18 protein-coding genes are annotated in these 16,546 nt (G+C 67.1%); 12 read left to right on the top strand and 6 right to left on the bottom strand.

Going from position 1 to position 16,546, the window contains the following annotated elements; translation table 11 throughout:
* Nucleotides 1-205: 205 nt before the first annotated feature.
* Nucleotides 206-1,174: a pirin family protein gene (locus tag A5790_RS06570; protein ID WP_066842028.1), complete on the top strand. Its 969-nt coding sequence runs from the start codon at nt 206-208 to the stop codon at nt 1,172-1,174.
* Here the strand turns inward: A5790_RS06570 and A5790_RS06565 are convergent.
* Nucleotides 1,155-3,323, bottom strand: coding sequence for an FUSC family protein (locus A5790_RS06565; RefSeq protein WP_066842026.1), 2,169 nt, complete (start codon nt 3,321-3,323; stop codon nt 1,155-1,157). The genes A5790_RS06570 and A5790_RS06565 overlap by 20 nt on opposite strands.
* A 14-nt stretch (nt 3,324-3,337) precedes the next feature.
* A complete protein-coding gene (locus A5790_RS06560; RefSeq protein WP_066842024.1) occupies nt 3,338-3,904 on the bottom strand; it encodes a TetR/AcrR family transcriptional regulator in 567 nt (188 codons plus the stop codon).
* A gap of 146 nt (nt 3,905-4,050) precedes the next feature.
* Between A5790_RS06560 and A5790_RS06555 the strand changes: the two genes are divergently transcribed.
* The 9 genes from A5790_RS06555 to A5790_RS06515 all read left to right on the top strand — a co-directional run bounded on the left by A5790_RS06555 (nt 4,051) and on the right by A5790_RS06515 (nt 12,374).
* Nucleotides 4,051-4,686 carry a TetR/AcrR family transcriptional regulator gene (locus A5790_RS06555; RefSeq protein ID WP_066842053.1) on the top strand — a complete coding sequence of 212 codons (636 nt, stop codon included), beginning with the start codon at nt 4,051-4,053 and terminating at the stop codon, nt 4,684-4,686.
* 54 nt (nt 4,687-4,740) lie between these two features.
* Nucleotides 4,741-5,676, top strand: a complete 936-nt coding sequence (locus A5790_RS06550) for a class I SAM-dependent methyltransferase (RefSeq protein WP_066842022.1) — start codon at nt 4,741-4,743, stop codon at nt 5,674-5,676.
* Between the two features lie 213 nt (nt 5,677-5,889).
* Complete coding sequence (locus A5790_RS06545) at nt 5,890-7,290, top strand: aldehyde dehydrogenase family protein (RefSeq protein ID WP_066842021.1); 1,401 nt, start codon at nt 5,890-5,892, stop codon at nt 7,288-7,290.
* Nucleotides 7,291-7,365: 75 nt separating this feature from the next.
* Nucleotides 7,366-8,229: an SDR family NAD(P)-dependent oxidoreductase gene (locus A5790_RS06540; protein WP_064417692.1), complete on the top strand. Its 864-nt coding sequence runs from the start codon at nt 7,366-7,368 to the stop codon at nt 8,227-8,229.
* A 5-nt stretch (nt 8,230-8,234) separates the two neighbouring features.
* The gene (locus A5790_RS06535) at nt 8,235-9,197 is read left to right on the top strand and encodes an NADPH:quinone oxidoreductase family protein (protein ID WP_066842019.1); all 963 of its coding nucleotides are present in this window, start codon (nt 8,235-8,237) and stop codon (nt 9,195-9,197) included.
* A complete protein-coding gene (locus tag A5790_RS06530) occupies nt 9,198-9,902 on the top strand; it encodes a haloacid dehalogenase type II (protein WP_066842017.1) in 705 nt (234 codons plus the stop codon).
* A 22-nt stretch (nt 9,903-9,924) separates the two neighbouring features.
* The gene (locus A5790_RS06525; protein ID WP_066842015.1) at nt 9,925-10,671 is read left to right on the top strand and encodes a methyltransferase domain-containing protein; all 747 of its coding nucleotides are present in this window, start codon (nt 9,925-9,927) and stop codon (nt 10,669-10,671) included.
* Nucleotides 10,672-10,715: 44 nt separating this feature from the next.
* Nucleotides 10,716-11,201, top strand: a complete 486-nt coding sequence (locus A5790_RS06520; protein WP_066842012.1) for a DUF456 domain-containing protein — start codon at nt 10,716-10,718, stop codon at nt 11,199-11,201.
* Between the two features lie 9 nt (nt 11,202-11,210).
* Nucleotides 11,211-12,374, top strand: a complete 1,164-nt coding sequence (locus A5790_RS06515) for an LLM class flavin-dependent oxidoreductase (RefSeq protein WP_066842010.1) — start codon at nt 11,211-11,213, stop codon at nt 12,372-12,374.
* A 7-nt stretch (nt 12,375-12,381) separates the two neighbouring features.
* Here the strand turns inward: A5790_RS06515 and A5790_RS06510 are convergent, their stop codons facing one another.
* From A5790_RS06510 to A5790_RS06500, 3 genes are read right to left on the bottom strand one after another with little or no spacing between them, the layout of a single operon-like run.
* Nucleotides 12,382-13,185 carry a tyrosine-protein phosphatase gene (locus A5790_RS06510; RefSeq protein ID WP_066842008.1) on the bottom strand — a complete coding sequence of 268 codons (804 nt, stop codon included), beginning with the start codon at nt 13,183-13,185 and terminating at the stop codon, nt 12,382-12,384.
* Nucleotides 13,186-14,499 (bottom strand): acyl-CoA dehydrogenase family protein, encoded by a 1,314-nt coding sequence (locus tag A5790_RS06505; RefSeq protein WP_197696724.1) that lies wholly within the window; start codon nt 14,497-14,499, stop codon nt 13,186-13,188.
* A 35-nt stretch (nt 14,500-14,534) separates the two neighbouring features.
* Nucleotides 14,535-14,789: a hypothetical protein gene (locus A5790_RS06500; protein WP_066842004.1), complete on the bottom strand. Its 255-nt coding sequence runs from the start codon at nt 14,787-14,789 to the stop codon at nt 14,535-14,537.
* 217 nt (nt 14,790-15,006) lie between these two features.
* On the opposite strand from A5790_RS06500, the gene A5790_RS06495 reads away from it, so the two are divergent.
* Complete coding sequence (locus A5790_RS06495; protein ID WP_066842002.1) at nt 15,007-15,594, top strand: peroxiredoxin; 588 nt, start codon at nt 15,007-15,009, stop codon at nt 15,592-15,594.
* 2 nt (nt 15,595-15,596) lie between these two features.
* Nucleotides 15,597-16,130: an alkyl hydroperoxide reductase AhpD gene (gene ahpD, locus A5790_RS06490; RefSeq protein ID WP_066842000.1), complete on the top strand. Its 534-nt coding sequence runs from the start codon at nt 15,597-15,599 to the stop codon at nt 16,128-16,130.
* A 56-nt stretch (nt 16,131-16,186) separates the two neighbouring features.
* Here the strand turns inward: ahpD and A5790_RS06485 are convergent, their stop codons facing one another.
* Nucleotides 16,187-16,429, bottom strand: coding sequence for a hypothetical protein (locus A5790_RS06485; protein WP_066841998.1), 243 nt, complete (start codon nt 16,427-16,429; stop codon nt 16,187-16,189).
* Nucleotides 16,430-16,546: the final 117 nt, after the last annotated feature.

The following is a 16,546-nucleotide window of genomic DNA, read 5'->3' as shown; positions in this document are numbered from 1 at the left end:
AGTGTCACCACCAGAACCACGCAAAGTGTTACCGATGTCCTGATGCAGAACTGTCACCTATGTCCAGAGACATAACACAGCCCGGTGAGCACATCGGAAACTTGATTCGAACGCATGTACGAAAGCGTAGCTCCGGGGTGTGACACCCGCGACAAGTTATCCACAGGCGGGGAATGGATCGGACTGCAGTCCGGTTATTCAGTACATGCCTGCAGTGACCGCCGATACGCTCACCCTTCCTCGCATCACCACCGCCGGACCGTCGGATACCGACCGTCCCGTTCGGTCGATCACCACCGGGCCGCGCGGCTTCGAAGGCGAGGGTTTTCCCGTCGTCCGCGCGTTCGCCGGGGTCTCGGCGGCCGAGCTCGATCCGTTCGTTCACATGGACCAGATGGGCGAGGTGGAGTACGAGCCGGGAGAGCCGCGAGGCACCGACTGGCATCCGCACCGCGGGTTCGAAACCGTCACCTACATGATCGACGGCCGATTCGCGCACCAGGACTCCCACGGTGGCGGCGGGCTGATCACCGATGGCGCCACTCAGTGGATGACCGCCGGTTCCGGCATCCTGCACATCGAGACGCCACCCGCCGAGCTCGTCGAAAGTGGCGGCATGTTCCATGGCATCCAGCTGTGGGTCAACCTACCCCGCAAGGACAAGTTCGCGACGCCGAGATACCAGGCCATCGAGGGCGGCCAGGTCAAGCTGTTGTCTTCCGAGGACGGTGGCGCGCTGGTCCGAATCGTCGCCGGTGACGTTGACGGCCACGTCGGCCCTGGTGCGACACATACCCCGATCACGTTGGCACATGCCACGATTCAACCCGGTGCCCAACTCCACCTGCCCTGGAGACGCGACTTCAACGCGCTGGTCTACGTGCTGTCCGGACGCGGTACGGTCGGCCCCGTCGCGCACCCGATCCACCAGGGGCAGCTTGCCGTACTCGGGCCCGGCGACCGGATCAAGGTGGAAGCACACCGGAGCCAGGACGCTCACCGTCCCGCACTTGAAGTACTGATTCTCGGCGGCCTCCCGATTCGGGAACCCGTGTTCCAGTACGGCCCGTTCGTGATGAACAGCAAGTCCGAACTCATCGAGGCGCTCGAGGACTACCAGGCAGGCAAGTTCGGCCAGATTCCTCCGAATGCGCTTATGCCTCACCGCCATTGATCGGCCGTGCCGGTGCGCCCTTGGGGTACAGCAGGTTCAGCGCCCCGAGATGGGCGGCGACGGCCACCAAAGGCAGCGCCGCGGGAACCGCGAGGTCGTCGTCGGTGGCCTCGGCGCGCAGGGCGGTCACGAAATCGTCGCTGAGCGGTGGCGGCGGATGAACCGCGCCGCCGGTGACCCTCGCGCAGATCGCCTCGGCGTGGGTCTCGAGCACCGCCCTTGTCCTGGGATAGATCCCGTGCGGCGGGGGAACGACATCGGCGATCAGTTCGGCGGCGGCGCGCAGCCTGATGGCCCGGTTCGCCGATCGCACCGCGGGTCCGCGGATATCGGTGGGCCCGCTGCTCTCCGAAAGGAACTGTCGCACCGCGTCATCCACGGTCCGCGTCGCCCGTAGCGCCTGCTGGCTCAGCGCGATCACCCGATCGGCGGCCTGCTCCGACGCCCCGCGCGTCACCCTCAGCACCGCGGCCTTGAGGAACGTCGCGCCGACGGCGAACGCGTCGTCGATGGCCCGTCCCAACCGGTTACCCACCCCCCGCGGCCACAACAGGACCGACACCACCACCCCGACGAGCGCGCCGACCACGACATCCTCGACGCGGATCAGCCCGACGCTCCATCCCGACGGCGCGATCAGGTTGAAGATGATCAGCACCATCATCGTGAAGGCGGCCTGGCCGGCGATGAAGGAGGCGACCTCCGGGACGAAGGCGGATCCGAAAGCCACCGCCGGCAGGAGTATCCACATGACGAGGGGATCGACGCCGACAAGCTCGATGAGCCCGACGCCCAACAGAAATCCGATCGCGGTACCGGCGACCGCCCGCAGCATCCGCGTGCCGGTGGTCAGCGCGCTGCTGCGCAACACCGACATCGCCCCGAGTACGACCCAGAAACCGCGCTCGAGCGGGAACAGGTGAGTGACGGCGACCGCCAGCGCCAAGCCGAGCCCCGTGCGAATGCTGTTGCGCAACACCACCGCCCGGGTGGCGAGGAACCCGCGGGTGATGGCGGCGACGGCCGTCGTCTCCGGCATCACCCAGTCGGCGGTGCCGGTCTTGGGCAGGCCACGGCCCAGCACCCGCGCCCACACCGGGCGCGCATCGGCGGCCGCGGCGTTGCGGATGATTCGGCCGGTGACGCCTACCGTCGCCGAAAAGGTGCGTCGTGCCAGCAGATTACGGCCGACCGTGATCGCGTCCGCCTCGTCCGACGATGCAAGGATCTCGAGGATGTCCTCGCGGTAGTGCCCCTGGGCGATCTCACGCAGTTCGGAGAGCGCCGTGTCGAGGTCTGCGGTGCGGGCGGCGCGGGTAGAGACGTCGGAGATCTGCAGTACTGCCGCCGAATCGCGCAGCACCCGGATCAGCGGGTGTTTCATCTCGCCGAGGAGTTGCCCCGTGCCGTCGGTGATCCGATCTGACAGCCAACCGAGGTCGTCGACCACCCGGACCAGGGCGCGGCTGCCCGCGGTGAGCGCGACGGGTCGGTAGTCGGCACCCAGGAACGTTTCCCACAGTTGGTTCATCGCCCGGGTCACGTTCCTGGCCGGGGTGGTGCCCTGTAGACAGTCGGCCAACCGGTCGCACACGCGCGCGGCACCGCTACGCAGCTCGTCGTGGTGGCGCGGCGGCAGGAGAAACAGCGCGGCGGGCACACAGCACACCAGGGCTATGAACCAGCCGAGCAGCCGATCGGGTATGGGACCGGGGGGAGTGCACGCGGGCAACACGAACGTCATCAGCGTGGCGCGCTGCCCGGCGGCGACGATCTCGCTGAGCACCCCGGAGAACGTGACGACCACCCCGAGGACGAACATCGCCGCGACGGCGAGCCAGGGATGCGGAGCCACCAGGGTGCCGAGCGTGATCAGGACGGCGCCGTTGAAGGCGAGCCCGAAGTAGGCCAGCGCGCGAGCCGGCCGGTTTCCGGGGAAGTCGACCAGGATCAGCAGCGCGACCGAACCGAAGATCGTGATCATCGGCGTCTGGGTCCCACCGCCGACCGCGAAGCTCACCGCGGCGGCGATCGGCAGCACGATCGCCGCCCGGATCGCACGGCGCAGCGCGTCGAGCTCGGGATCGCGCCGTCGCAGTCGGTGCTCCGCGTGGCGCCACACCGGGGCGACGACTTCAGTGAGCGACAACCCCGATTCCCGCGCTAATCACCGTCGGGAACCGTCGCGAACCGACCGTCGTCGAGGGCCTCGCGCAATTCCGCGGAGATCCATCGCAACCCCTCGGGGTCGCGCGGCAACGTCGTCTGCTCATAGCCGACGAAGACGTACACCGCGCACTCGGCGAAGAGCTGCGCCTGCCTCTTGTGCTGCAGGATCTCGAACGCCGACTCGTACAGGATGTCGAAGCGCTGCTGGTCGACTGCCACCTGTACCTCGTGCACGTGCGGGTCCAGCGCACTCCACACGCGAATGGCGGATTCGGCGCTGTGCGGCACGTCGAGGGCGGACTGGAACAGGGCGTCGATGCGCCGCCGCGGGTTGGGCTCGGCGCGCACCGCTTCGATCACCCGCACGGTGCGCTCCTGCGTCCAGTGTGCGAGCAGTTCCCTGGTGTAGGCGGGCCAGTTCGGGAAGTAGTGGTAGAACGAGCCGGTCGTCACGCCGAGGCGTTGACAGACCTCCGCGAGCTTCAGTCCGCCGTACCCCAGGTCGGACAGGATCTCGATACCCACGTCGAAGTAACCGTCCCGCGATACGACGCTCACCATTACGTGGACATTAGTTCTAAGTCGGGCCGATTCTCTACGTGGAATTTCCCACCGCAAAGTCCGCAATTTGCTGATTAAGGGCTGGTCGGGGCTCTCCGGGGAAGTGGACGTCTGAAGAGGTAAGTGACGTGTGGCACAATTTGACCGTGCCGCATACGGCGAGTAGAGGTCCGGGTCGTCCCCCCGCAGCGAAGGCTGCCGAGACGCGTGAGCGCATCATAGGAGCGGCGCGCGAGGTTTTCAGCGAACTCGGATACGATGCCGCGACCTTCCAGGCGATCGCCATTCGCGCGGATCTGACCCGTCCCGCGATCAACCACTATTTCGCCAATAAGCAGGTTTTATGGCGTGAAGTCGTGCAGCAGACCAACGCCGCGATAGTCACCGCGGGGAAATCGCGCGCGCAAGACGAAACCAAACTGCTCGCCAGATTGTCGGCGTACTTCACGGCGGCGATGCAGGCCGATTCCGAAGATCGTTCGGCCGCTGCGTTTTTGGTGACGTCGGTGCTCGAGGCACAGCGCCATCCGGAGCTCAGCGACGAGGAGCACGACTCACTCAAGGACTCCCGCGAGTTCGTGGCCTGGGCGGTCAACGACGCGATTGCGCGCGGCGAGCTCACCACCGACACCGAGGTCGACTCACTGGTCGAGATGCTGGTCGCGGTGATGTGGGGGATGGGCTTCTATGCAGGATTCGTCGGCAGCCACGAGGAGCTCAAAGCGGTGGTGCGCCAGTTCGAGCTGCTGATGTCCAACAACCTGTGGCGCCTGCAGTCCTGACCGACGACCCCACGCTCGATAGCTAGCCTAAGTTCTCGGCTACGATGGCGGACGATGAGTTCGCTGCGCACTGAAGACGACACCTGGGACATCGCCACCAGCGTGGGCATGACCGCGGTGATGGTGGCCTCAGCCCGAGCCGCCGAGACCGAACGAGACGACCCGCTGATCCGCGATCCCTACGCCAAAGTTCTGGTCGCGGGTGCCGGTGGCGGCGTATGGGACGTCATGCTCGACCCGGAGACCCGAGTCAAGGTCGCCGACGCGGATGAGGACGTCGCCGCGATCTTCGAGCACATGGGCAACTACCAGGCGGTGCGGACGCACTTCTTCGACGAGTACTTCACCGATGCCGTCGAGGCCGGTATCCGGCAGGTCGTCATCCTGGCCTCGGGGCTCGACTCCCGCGCCTACCGCCTGCAGTGGCCCGCGGGGACGTCGGTGTACGAGATCGACCAGCCCAAGGTGCTCGAGTACAAGGCCGCCCGGCTGGCAGAGGAAGGCGCTTTGCCGACCGCCAAGCGCGTCGCGGTGGCCGTCGACCTGCGCCAGGACTGGCCGGGCGCGCTGCGGGACGCGGGCCTGGACCCCGACGCCCCGACCGCGTGGCTGGCCGAGGGTCTTCTGATGTACCTGCCCGCCGAGGCCCAGGATCGGCTCTTCGAGCAGATCACCGCGCTCAGCGCGCCGGGTAGCCGCGTCTCGGTGGAGACGGTCGGGGTGCAGGCCGAGGAGCGGCGCGAGCAGATGCGGGAACGTTTCGAGAAGGTGCGGGCGCAGCTGGGGATGGAGGAGTCCGTCGACGTCGCGGAGCTGATGTACAACGACCCCGACCGCGCCGACGTCTCCGAGTGGCTCGACGCGCACGGGTGGCGGTCGACCGCGGTGACCTCGCAACAGGAGATGCGCCGGCTGGACCGCTGGGTGCTTCCCGAGGAGTACGCCAACGACGACGGGTTTTCCGAGTTCGTCATCGCTCAGAAGGTCTGATCTACCGCGCGTCGGGCACCGAAGCCCCGCGAGCGACCGCGTTCGTACGCTGAATCGCGGCGCGTCGACGGGCAAACGCGGTCGCTCGCCGGCTAGCGCGAGGGCTCACGGCCCGCATGCGCGAGGGCTCACGCGGAAAAGGCGCGAGGCCTTCTGGGCGGTTCAACCGGTTGGTTAGGATCGGGGCATTCCTCGGGTCAGGAAGGACTCCCCATGACCGCCGATATCGCCACTCCGGCGCAAGCCACCGAAGACATCCCCAGCATCGTGCGTCGCCTGCGCGAGACCTTCAAAACCGGCCGCACGAGGGACATCGAGTGGCGCATAAGGCAGCTCAAGGCGATCGAACGCCTCGCCGTCGAGAACGAGGAGGCCATCGCCGCCGCGCTCGAACAGGATCTGGGGCGCAACCGTTTCGAGGCGTGGCTGGCCGACATCGCGAGCACCGCCGGTGAGGCCAAGGACGCCGCCAAGAACGTCAAGAAGTGGACCAAGCGCCGCTATCGGCTGCTCGAGATGTCGCAGCTGCCGGGCCGGGGCTGGGTCGAATACGAACCGTTCGGCACGGTGCTGGTCATCGGCGCGTGGAACTTCCCGTTCGTGCTGACGCTCGGCCCGGCGATCGGGGCGATCGCGGCGGGCAACACCGTGGTCCTCAAGCCCTCGGAAGTCTGTCCGGCGTCGTCGGCGCTGATGGCCGAACTGGTGCCGCGCTACCTCGACTCCGACGCGATCGCGGTGGTCGAGGGCGACGGCTCGGTCAGCCAGGAGCTCATCGCGCAGGGCTTCGACCACATCTGCTTCACCGGCGGCACCGAGATCGGCCGCAAGGTCTACGAAGGCGCCGCACCGCATCTGACGCCGGTCACGCTCGAACTCGGCGGGAAGAGCCCGGTGATCGTCTCCGCCGATGCCGACATCGATGTCGCGGCCAAGCGCATCGCGTGGACGAAGCTGATCAACTCCGGGCAGATCTGCATCGCGCCCGACTATGTGCTCGCCGACGCGAAGATCCGCGACAAGCTGGTCGACAAGATCAAAGAGGCGGTGACGACGTTCGAGTCGGAGAACCCCGGCGGCAAACGCATCGTCAACGAACGCCACTTCGGACGGCTGACCGACGCGTTGGCCGCGACCAAGGGTGAGGTGGTCGTCGGCGGTGGTTCGGACGCGTCGAAGATCAGCATCCAGCCGACCGTCGTCGTCGACCCCGACCCGGCCGAACCGTTGATGACCGACGAGATCTTCGGCCCGATCCTGCCCGTCGTGACGGTCCAATCACTCGACGACGCAATCAGTTTCGTCAATTCGCGGCCGAAGCCGCTGGCGGCCTACCTGTTCACCAAGACCAAGAGCATCAGGGAACGGGTGATCAAGGAGGTGCCGGCCGGCGGGATGGTGGTCAACCACCTGCTGTTCCACTTCGCCACCAACAAGCTGCCGTTCGGCGGCGTCGGGCCCTCGGGCATGGGCGCCTACCACGGCCGCTACGGCTTCGAGCAGTTCAGTCACAAGAAGACCGTGATGACCAAACCGACCCGACCCGATGTCGGCGCGTTCATCTATCCCCCGTATACAGAGAAGGCGCTGAAGCTCGCCAAACGCCTGTTTTAGCGATTCGGGTGTAGTTGGTGGCGGGCAGCGCAACCAACTACACCGAAATCGCGGCGGAATGTGGAAAGGAACCCCATGCCAGGAGTGCAGGATCGCGTCGTCGTCGTCACCGGGGCCGGAGGCGGACTCGGACGCGAATACGCGTTGACGCTCGCCAAAGAGGGCGCCAGCGTCGTCGTCAACGACCTCGGCGGTGCCCGAGACGGCACCGGCGCCGGCCAGAACATGGCTGACCAGGTCGTCCAGGAGATCAAGGACGCCGGTGGCCGCGCGGTCGCCAACTACGACTCGGTCGCCGAGCCCGAGGGCGCCGAGAACATCATCAAGACCGCGCTCGACGAGTTCGGCAAGGTCGACGGTGTGGTCTCCAACGCGGGCATCCTGCGCGACGGCACATTCCACAAGATGGAGTTCGCCAACTGGGACGCCGTGCTCAAGGTGCACCTGTACGGCGGCTACAACGTGATCCGCGCCGCATGGCCGCACTTCCGGGAGAACGGCTTCGGGCGGGTCGTGGTCGCCACCTCGACCAGCGGTCTGTTCGGAAACTTCGGCCAGGCCAACTACGGCGCCGCCAAGCTCGGCCTCGTCGGCCTGATCAACACGCTGGCCCAGGAGGGCGCGAAGTACAACATCAAGGCCAACGCCGTCGCCCCGATCGCGGCGACCCGGATGACGCAGGACATCCTGCCGCCGGAGGTCTTCGAGAAGCTGACGCCGGAATACGTTGCGCCCGTGGTGGCCTACCTGATGACCGAGGAACTGCCCGACACCGCTTCGGTGTTCATCGTCGGTGGCGGCAAAGTTCAACGGGTAGCGCTGTTCCAGAACGAGGGGCTCACCTTCTCCGAGGTGCCTTCTGTCGACGACATCGCCGCGAAGTGGGGCGAGATCACCGACCTGTCGGCGGCGCAGCGGGCCACCTTCAGCCTCGGCTGAGTTCCATGAAAGCGCTTGTCGCGCAGGAACTCACCGGGCCGGCTGGGCTGGCGTACACCGATGTCGATGATGTCGGCGGCGAGGACGTCGTCGTTGTCGACGTCGGTGCGGCCGGCGTCAGCTTCCCGGACCTGTTGCTGCTGCGCGGGGAGTACCAGCTGCGGCTCGAACCGCCGTTCGTTCCCGGCATGGAGGTCGCCGGGGTGGTGCGCTCGGCGCCGTACGAGTCGGAGTTCAAGCCCGGGCAGCGGGTGACCGCGCTGTCGATGCTCGGCGGGTGGGCCGAGCGGGTGGCGGTGTCGCCTGAGAGCTTGACACCGACGCCCGACGGCCTCGACGACGCGGAAGCCGTTGCGCTGCTGGGCAACTACCAGACGATGTATTTCGCGCTGGCCAAGCGGGGCGCGCTGCGACCGGGCGAGACGGTGCTGGTCCTGGGATCGGCGGGCGGTGTGGGTACCGCGGCGGTACAGATCGCGAAGGCGTTGGGCGCCAGGGTGATCGCGATGGTGCACCGGCCGCACGCGATCGAATTCGTCGAGTCGCTGGGCGCCGACGTCATGCTACCGCTGACCGACGGCTGGCTGCAGGCGGTCAAGGACGCGACCGACGGCCGCGGTGTCGATCTTGTGGTCGACCCCATCGGCGGCGACGCGTTCGACGACGCGATCCGCGCGCTCGCCGTGGAGGGCAGGCTGCTGGTGATCGGTTTTGCGGCGGGCGGGATTCCGACGGTGAGGGTGAACCGGCTGCTGCTGCGCAATGTGGCGGTGATCGGGGTGGGCTACGGCGAATATGTGAACCGCAAGCCGGGATCGCAGTCGGTGTTCGAGTTCGGCGTCGCGCAGCTTGTCGAGGCGGGATTGCGCCCGCCGCCGCCGATGCGCTTCGCGCTGTCGAAGGGCGCTGAGGCTTTGCAGGCACTCGCGGACGGCGGTGTGCTCGGCAAGGTCGTGTTGGAGCCGTAGATGCCGAAGGCGCTGGCATTCGACGTGTTCGGCACCGTCGTCGACTGGCGTTCGAGCATCATCCGCGAGCTCGAGGAGTTCGGTCGTGCCCATGGCGTGCAACGGGATTGGGCGGCCTTCGCCGACGACTGGCGGGCCGGCTATCCGCCAGCGATGGACCGGGTGCGCCGCGGTGAGCTGCCGTGGACCAAGATCGACGACCTGCACCGCATGATCCTCGTCGAGCTGCTCGACACGGCGGGGATCACGAGCGTCGATGCCGCGGCCGTCGGAAATCTCAACCGGGCCTGGCACCGCCTCGACCCGTGGCCCGACGCCGTGGACGGCCTTACAAGGTTGAAGGCGCGCTACCTCATCACGACGCTGTCCAACGGGAACGTCTCGCTGCTGACGAATATGGCCAAGCGTGCGGGTCTGCCGTGGGATTGTGTGATCTCGGCCGAGCTGTTCTGCCACTACAAACCCGATCCCGAGGCCTATCTCGGGTGCGCTGAGCTGCTCGACGTCGCGCCCGGTGAGCTGATGCTGGTGGCCGCGCACGCCAGCGACCTGCGCGGTGCGAAGCGGGCGGGCCTGATGACCGCCTACGTCGACCGGCCGCTGGAGTACGGGGCGGGCCGCCGCCGCCCGTCGAGGATCGAGGATGGCGAGTTCGACGTCATGGCAGCCGATTTCGCCGACCTGGCCGACCAGCTCGGGGCCTGAACCGCAGGGGTAGCGTGAAAGCGTGACCGATCAGCCGACATCATCGCTGCCGCCTGCGCTGCGCAGGGCGGTCGAGCTGTTCTCCGATCCGCCGGCGCGTCTCGAGGTCCGCGACGGCTACCTGGACCTGCTCGACGACGCGGCATCACCGCAGCAGACACCGCCGGCGAACCGCGGTCTGATCCAGGCCGTGTGGGCGTCGGGTCCGGGTTCGATGTTCTACGATTACGCCCAGGGCATCGCCCGCAGATTCGTGGGCGCGTGGCAGCTGCCGATCGACTGGCTCGACATTCCGAAGGGCGGTATCGCGCTCGACATCGGAAGCGGGCCGGGCAACGTCACCGCCTCGCTGGCCCGCGCGGCGGGACCGGGCGGGTTGGCGCTGGGCATCGACATCTCGAAACCGATGCTGGCGCGGGCGGTCAGCGCGCAGGCCGGGCCCAACGTCGGATTCCTGCGGGCGGACGCCCAGCGGTTGCCGTTTGGCGAGACCTTCGACGCGGTGACGTCGCTGGCGGTGGTGCAGCTGATCCCCGAGCCGTCGTCGGCGGTGGCCGAGATGTACCGCGTGCTGCGGCCGGGCGGCCGGATCGCGATCATGGCGCCCACGGTCGGCAATGTGCCGCCGCCGCTGCGATGGTTGTCCAGCGGCGGGGCCCGCTTCTTCGCCGAAGACGAACTCGGCGACATGTTCGAGCAACGCGGGTTCGTCGGCGTGCGCACCAAGTCTGTCGGCAACCTCCAGTGGGTGCGCGCCCGGCGCCCGTGAGCCGACCGCGCTCGAGCCGCTACGACCACACGTAGATTCAACACATGACCACCGGCGGGATCGTGCTTGTCGCGTTGGCCATCGCGGTCGGCATCGTCGGCATCGTGGTGCCGGTGCTTCCCGGGACACTGCTGGTCTTCGGGGCGATCGCGGTGTGGGCGCTCGTCGAGCGGGAACCCGCCGCGTGGGTGACGCTGGCCGTGGCGACCGTGCTGCTCGGTGCTGCGGCGCTGATCAAGTACACGTGGCCGGTGCGACGGATGCGGGAGGCCGATGTGCGCACCCTGAGCCTGGTCGCGGGCGGAGCGCTCGGCGTGGTCGGCTTCTTCGTGATCCCCATACTCGGACTCCCGATTGGCTTCGTGCTGGGCATCTATCTCTCTGAACTGACCAACCGGCACGACCGGCGCGTGGCGTGGGTGTCGACGAAGCATGCGCTCAAGGGCGTCGCCTTGTCGGTCGGCGTCGAAATGGCCGGCGCATTGCTCGCCACCGTCGTTTGGGTCATCGGGGTGTACCTGACGCAGTAGCTTGCAGGCATGGCCAAGCTGCGTTTCGGATACTTCATCGCACCGTTCCACCGCGCCGGCACCAACCCGACGCTCGCGCTGCAGCGCGATCTGGAGCTCATCGAGCACCTCGACGCGCTGGGCTTCGACGAGGCGTGGATCGGCGAGCACCATTCGGCGGGAAGCGAGATCATCAGCTCACCCGAGGTGTTCATCGCGGCGGCCGCGCAGCGCGCCAAGAGGATCCGGTTCGGCACCGGCGTCATCTCGCTGGCGTACCACAACCCGCTGTGGGCGGCCGACCGGCTGATGCTGCTCGACCACCTCACCCACGGCCGCATCATCGGCGGCATGGGGCCCGGCTCGCTGCCCACCGACTCGGCGATGATCGGCCTGACGCCCACCGACACCCGTGAACTTCTGGAGACCAACCTCGACATCGTCGTGCGGTTGCTCAAGGGTGAAACGGTCTCGGCCAAGACCGCCACCCACGAACTCCACGACGCCAGACTGCAACTGGCGCCTTATGCGGAGGACGGCATCCCGCTCAGTGTCGCCGCGGTGGCCTCGCCGACCGGGGCGCGGCTGGCAGGCAAGCACGGAATCGGCCTGCTGTCGATCGGTGCGACGCTCGTCGTCGAGGGATTCGATGCGCTCGCGCATCACTGGGGGATCGCCGAGGAACGGGCGGCCGCGTTCGGCACCACGGTCGACCGCCGCAACTGGTCGCTGGTGTGCCCCATGCACATCGCTGAAACCGACGAACAAGCGCGCGCCGACGTCCGCTTCGGTATCGAGCCGTGGTTCAACTACTTCCAGAAGGTCGCCGCATTCCCGCAGATGACGATTCCCGGGGACCGGATCGACGACATGATCGACATCATCAACAACGCGGGCGCCGGAGTGATCGGAACACCCGAACGAGCCCGCGCCCAGGTGCAGCGGCTGTGGGATCAGTCCGGCGGCTTCGGGTGCATGCTCCAGATGGGCCACGAATGGGCCAATCCCGCCGCCACCAAGCGCAGCGCGGAACTGTTCGCCGCCGAGGTCATACCGCACTTCCAGGGTCAGGCCCAGCCGACGCTCGACGCCGCGGCGCGCGCCCGCGATGTGCGCGAGAACCTGGCCCAGACGCAGCTGTCCGCAATCGAGCACATGACGCAGAAGTACGAGGCCGAAAAAGGCGGGGCCTGACCGGATTTCAGCCGAGCAGGACGGTGCGCAGCCGCACGACCTCATCGTCGGTGACGCCGGCGGCCTCGAGGTAGCCCCGCACCGAGCCGTAGTTCTCGACGATCGAACGTCGGGCGGTTTCGAGGTAGTCCTCGCGCACGCCGAGCACCTCCTCGGTAAGCCGCGCCTCGGCGAAGGTGACGATTTCGTCGGTGGTGTCCTCTGACCGGTTGCGGATCGACTCGAGGATGCTTTCGCGAAGCTGCGGTACTGCCTCGTTACTGCGCAGGAAGTCGGCCAGGATGGCATCGCGCTGCACACCGACCGCCTCGAGCACGGTTGCGACCGTGAAGCCCGTGCGGTCCTTACCGGCGAAGCAGTGCGCGATGACCGGGCGCTGCCCGGCGAGCATCGAAATGACCTGGCGCACAGCCAAATGCGCACCGGGCAGCGTCGGGAACTTCTGGTACTCCTCGGTCATGAACCGGCCCGCAGCCACCGTCACGTCTTCGTCGTCGGGTTTTTCGGTCATCATGCGCTGGAAGCTCTGCTCATGCGGCGCCTCCGCGCCGGGTTTGGCAAGCTCGTGAAACGGCAGCCGGTGTATCGCGACGCCGTCGGGCACCCGCCCGGGCCCGCGCCGCTCGACCTCACGATCCGAGCGCAGGTCGGCGACATCGGTGATGTTCAACCGGCGCAACAGCTCGCGGCCCACCTCGTCCAGACCGCTCAGCTCGCTGGACCGGAAGAACTGCCCGGGTCTGATACCGGTCTCCTCCGAGATGTCGCGGAAGTTCCACGCCCCTGACAGGGCGTCGGGGTTGCCCGCCACCTATCCGGCTCCTCCGGCCACCGCCGCGCCTCCGGCCACCGCCGCGCCTCCGGCCGCCGCGGGACCCGATTGGCGGCTCGCCGCGGGACCCGATTGGCGGCTCGCCGCCGTCGCGAAAGCGCTTTTCTCCCTGCCGAGTTCGGCGCGGGCGATGGTCCGCATATGCACCTCGTCCGGCCCGTCGAACAGCCGCATCGCGCGGTGCCAGGCGTACAGCCGGGCCAGGGGCACGTCGTCACAGATCCCCATACCGCCGTGCACCTGGATCGCACGGTCGATGACGTCACACGCCATCTGCGGGGCGACCGCCTTGATCTGGGCGACCAGCACCTGCGCGTCCTTGCTCTTATTGCCCTGCTCGTCGATGGTCCACGCCGCCTTGTGGCACAGCAGGCGGGCCTGGTCGATCTGGTTGCGCGACTTGGCGATCGACTCGCGCACCACCCCCTGCTCGGACAGCGGCTTGCCGAACGCCACGCGGTTCTGCACACGGTCGATCATCAACGCCAGCGCCCGCTCGGCCGCGCCGATCGCGCGCATGCAGTGGTGGATACGCCCCGGGCCGAGGCGGGCCTGGGCGATCGCGAACCCGCTGCCCTCTTCGTGGAGCAGGTTCTCGGCCGGCACCCTCGCGTTGTCGAAGACGATCTCGCAATGCCCGTGCTGGTCTTGGTAGCCGAACACCGGAAGCGAACGTTGGATGTCGACGCCCGGGGTGTCGGTCGGCACGAGGATCATCGACTGCTGCTGGTGGCTGGCCGCATCCGGATTCGTGCGGCCCATCACGATCATGATCTTGCAGCGCGGATCGGCCGCGCCGGTGATCCACCACTTGCGACCGTTGATGACGTAGTCGTCGCCGTCGCGCAGCATCGTGGTCTCGATGTTGCGGGCGTCGCTGGAGGCGACCGCGGGTTCGGTCATCGCGAAGGCGCTGCGGATCTCGCCGGCCAGCAGCGGTTCGAGCCATTGCTTGCGCTGCTGCTCATTGGCGAACAGGTGCAGTGTCTCCATGTTGCCGGTGTCGGGGGCCGCGCAGTTGGTGACCTCGGGCGCGATCTCCATGCTCCAACCGGTCAGCTCGGCAAGCTGCGCGTACTCGAGGTTGCTCAGACCCGACTCGGCGGGCAGGAACAGATTCCACAGCCCGCGTTCCTTGGCGAGCTTCTTGAGGTCCTCGACGATCGGCGGAACGGTGTGGTCCTTGGGACCGGCCTCTTCGCGGTAGCGGTGGTACTCGGCTTCGGCGGGGAAGACGAATTCCGTCATGAATTCGCCCAGGCGCTGGTGGTAGTCCTGAGCCTTGGCCGACATCGCGAAGTCCATGCCCGCCACGATATGTCACCTCCTCAGACGGGTTTGTGCTGCGTCGGGCTTTGCTCGGACTCCCACTTGGCCTCCAGGCTGCGGGTCACCCGGGTGCCCGCTGCGTATTCGACCTGGAACGTCGTACCGTCGTCGAGCTCGTAGGTGATGACGGCCGTGCCGTCGTTGACGTCCTTATGCACCACCTTGGACGGGACGGGTTCGGCGCCGCGGTCGACGAGGACGATGTCGCCGGGCGTGACGTCCTCGATGCGGTCGTTCTCGGAGATGTTCGACATCCATCGACCGTAGCAACGTCGCTGGCGCGAGGGTTCGCGCACTCTGCGATGCCTCCGTCCCGATGGACCCCGAAATACGCTGACAGCGAACCTATTTCACGGCGCCGGTGTGGCCACAATCACGTTCGTTTAGCTTGCCTTCGCACCGAGAAAGGCCGAGTATCGAATACGTAATCTGGACTGAATCCAAACTAAGCGATAAGGATGGTGCTCGCGAATGGCATTGTTGACAATCGGTGACCAGTTCCCCAGGTACGACATGGCGGCGGTGGTCGGCGGTGACCTCTCCGAGGTCGATGCCAAGCAGCCCGATGACTATTTCACCCGCGTGACCAGCGAGGACCACGAGGGCAAGTGGCGGATCGTCTTCTTCTGGCCGAAGGACTTCACCTTTGTGTGCCCGACGGAGATCGCCACGTTCGGCAAGCTCAACGACGACTTCGAGGACCGCGACGCGAAGGTCATCGGCGTGTCCGTCGACAACGAGTTCGTCCACTTCCAGTGGCGCGCTCAGCACGAGGACCTCAAGAAGCTGCCGTTCCCGATGGCTTCGGACCTCAAGCGCGAGTTGTCGCTGGCGACCGGTGTGCTCAACGCCGACGGCGTGGCCGACCGGGCGACGTTCATCATCGACCCGAACAACGAGATCCAGTTCGTGTCGGTGACGGCAGGATCCGTGGGCCGCAACGTCGAGGAGGTGCTGCGTGTGCTCGACGCGCTGCAGTCCGACGAGCTGTGCGCCTGCAACTGGAAGAAGGGTGATCCCACGATCAAGCCGGCCGAGCTGCTGGCAGAGGCGGTGTAACCATGAGCATCGACAGCATCAAGGAAGCGCTTCCGGAGTACGCCAAGGACCTGAAGCTCAACTTCGGCAGCATCGTCAAGACGACCGAGCTGTCCGAGGAGCAGTTGTGGGGCGCCCTGGTGGCGACCGCCGCGGCGACCAAAAACGAGCGACTGCTGCGTGAGATCGCCGAGGACGCTCTGGACATCCTGAGCCAGGAGGCCTACAACGCCGCCCTCGGGGCGGCCGCGATCATGGGGATGAACAACGTCTTCTACCGCACCAAGGGCCAGCTCGACGGCGCCTATGACGACCTGCGGGCCGGGCTGCGGATGAACATCATCGGCAATCCCGGTGTCGCCAAGGAGGATTTCGAGCTGTGGTCGCTGGCGGTGTCGGCGATGAACGGATGCGGCCATTGCGTCGCAGCGCACGAGAAGACCCTGCGCGACGCTGACGTGTCACGCACGGTCATCTTCGAGGCGATCCGGTTGGCCTCGATCGTCTCCGGCGTGGGCCAGGCGCTGCAGACCGCCGAGGTCCTGACCTCGGTCTGACCTGACACGAGAAAGCGGGGGCACCGGTAGGGTGCCCCCGCTTCGCTCGTTGCGCCTCAGCGGTGCCAGGTCGGCTGCTCCACCTCGATATGGTCGATCCGGTGGCCGTGCGTTCCCGACTGGACTCCAGGAGCGTGGACGTTCGGCGTGGCGACGATGCCCGGCCGCGGGGTGTTGTCGGGGGTGTAGGTACCCGCGCTGGCGGCTCCGGCGAAACCGAGTGCCCCGGCGAGGATTCCGGCCCCGAGGACCGGCAGCGCGACGACGCGGGCGAAGCGGCGAGTGGTGTTAGTGTTCATTTCGAATTCTCCTTTGGTTCTTGCTTTTTGGTCTGGCCGACCGGGTAATTCCGGCGATGACTCGAGAGTGCTGCAGCGCGGGCCCGTTGTATGTCCGGCGAACGGCGGTCGAACCGG

This window comes from Mycobacterium sp. 852002-51152_SCH6134967 (assembly GCF_001667105.1).
GTDB classification, from domain to species: Bacteria; Actinomycetota; Actinomycetes; order Mycobacteriales; family Mycobacteriaceae; genus Mycobacterium; species Mycobacterium neumannii_A.
Note: the sequence above shows the minus strand (reverse complement) of the source record. Positions and strands in the feature narration are given on the sequence as shown.

Coding starts and splice junctions, on each gene's coding strand:
- A5790_RS06545 (WP_066842021.1), top strand. CDS start 5,890: ATGACCGCCGATATCGCCACTCCGGCGCAAGCCACCGAAGACATCCCC.
- A5790_RS06560 (WP_066842024.1), bottom strand. CDS start 3,904: ATGGTGAGCGTCGTATCGCGGGACGGTTACTTCGACGTGGGTATCGAG.
- A5790_RS06515 (WP_066842010.1), top strand. CDS start 11,211: ATGGCCAAGCTGCGTTTCGGATACTTCATCGCACCGTTCCACCGCGCC.
- A5790_RS06500 (WP_066842004.1), bottom strand. CDS start 14,789: ATGTCGAACATCTCCGAGAACGACCGCATCGAGGACGTCACGCCCGGC.
- A5790_RS06540 (WP_064417692.1), top strand. CDS start 7,366: ATGCCAGGAGTGCAGGATCGCGTCGTCGTCGTCACCGGGGCCGGAGGC.
- A5790_RS06505 (WP_197696724.1), bottom strand. CDS start 14,499: ATGTCGGCCAAGGCTCAGGACTACCACCAGCGCCTGGGCGAATTCATG.
- A5790_RS06535 (WP_066842019.1), top strand. CDS start 8,235: ATGAAAGCGCTTGTCGCGCAGGAACTCACCGGGCCGGCTGGGCTGGCG.
- A5790_RS06550 (WP_066842022.1), top strand. CDS start 4,741: ATGAGTTCGCTGCGCACTGAAGACGACACCTGGGACATCGCCACCAGC.
- ahpD (WP_066842000.1), top strand. CDS start 15,597: ATGAGCATCGACAGCATCAAGGAAGCGCTTCCGGAGTACGCCAAGGAC.
- A5790_RS06530 (WP_066842017.1), top strand. CDS start 9,198: ATGCCGAAGGCGCTGGCATTCGACGTGTTCGGCACCGTCGTCGACTGG.
- A5790_RS06520 (WP_066842012.1), top strand. CDS start 10,716: ATGACCACCGGCGGGATCGTGCTTGTCGCGTTGGCCATCGCGGTCGGC.
- A5790_RS06495 (WP_066842002.1), top strand. CDS start 15,007: ATGGCATTGTTGACAATCGGTGACCAGTTCCCCAGGTACGACATGGCG.
- A5790_RS06570 (WP_066842028.1), top strand. CDS start 206: ATGCCTGCAGTGACCGCCGATACGCTCACCCTTCCTCGCATCACCACC.
- A5790_RS06485 (WP_066841998.1), bottom strand. CDS start 16,429: ATGAACACTAACACCACTCGCCGCTTCGCCCGCGTCGTCGCGCTGCCG.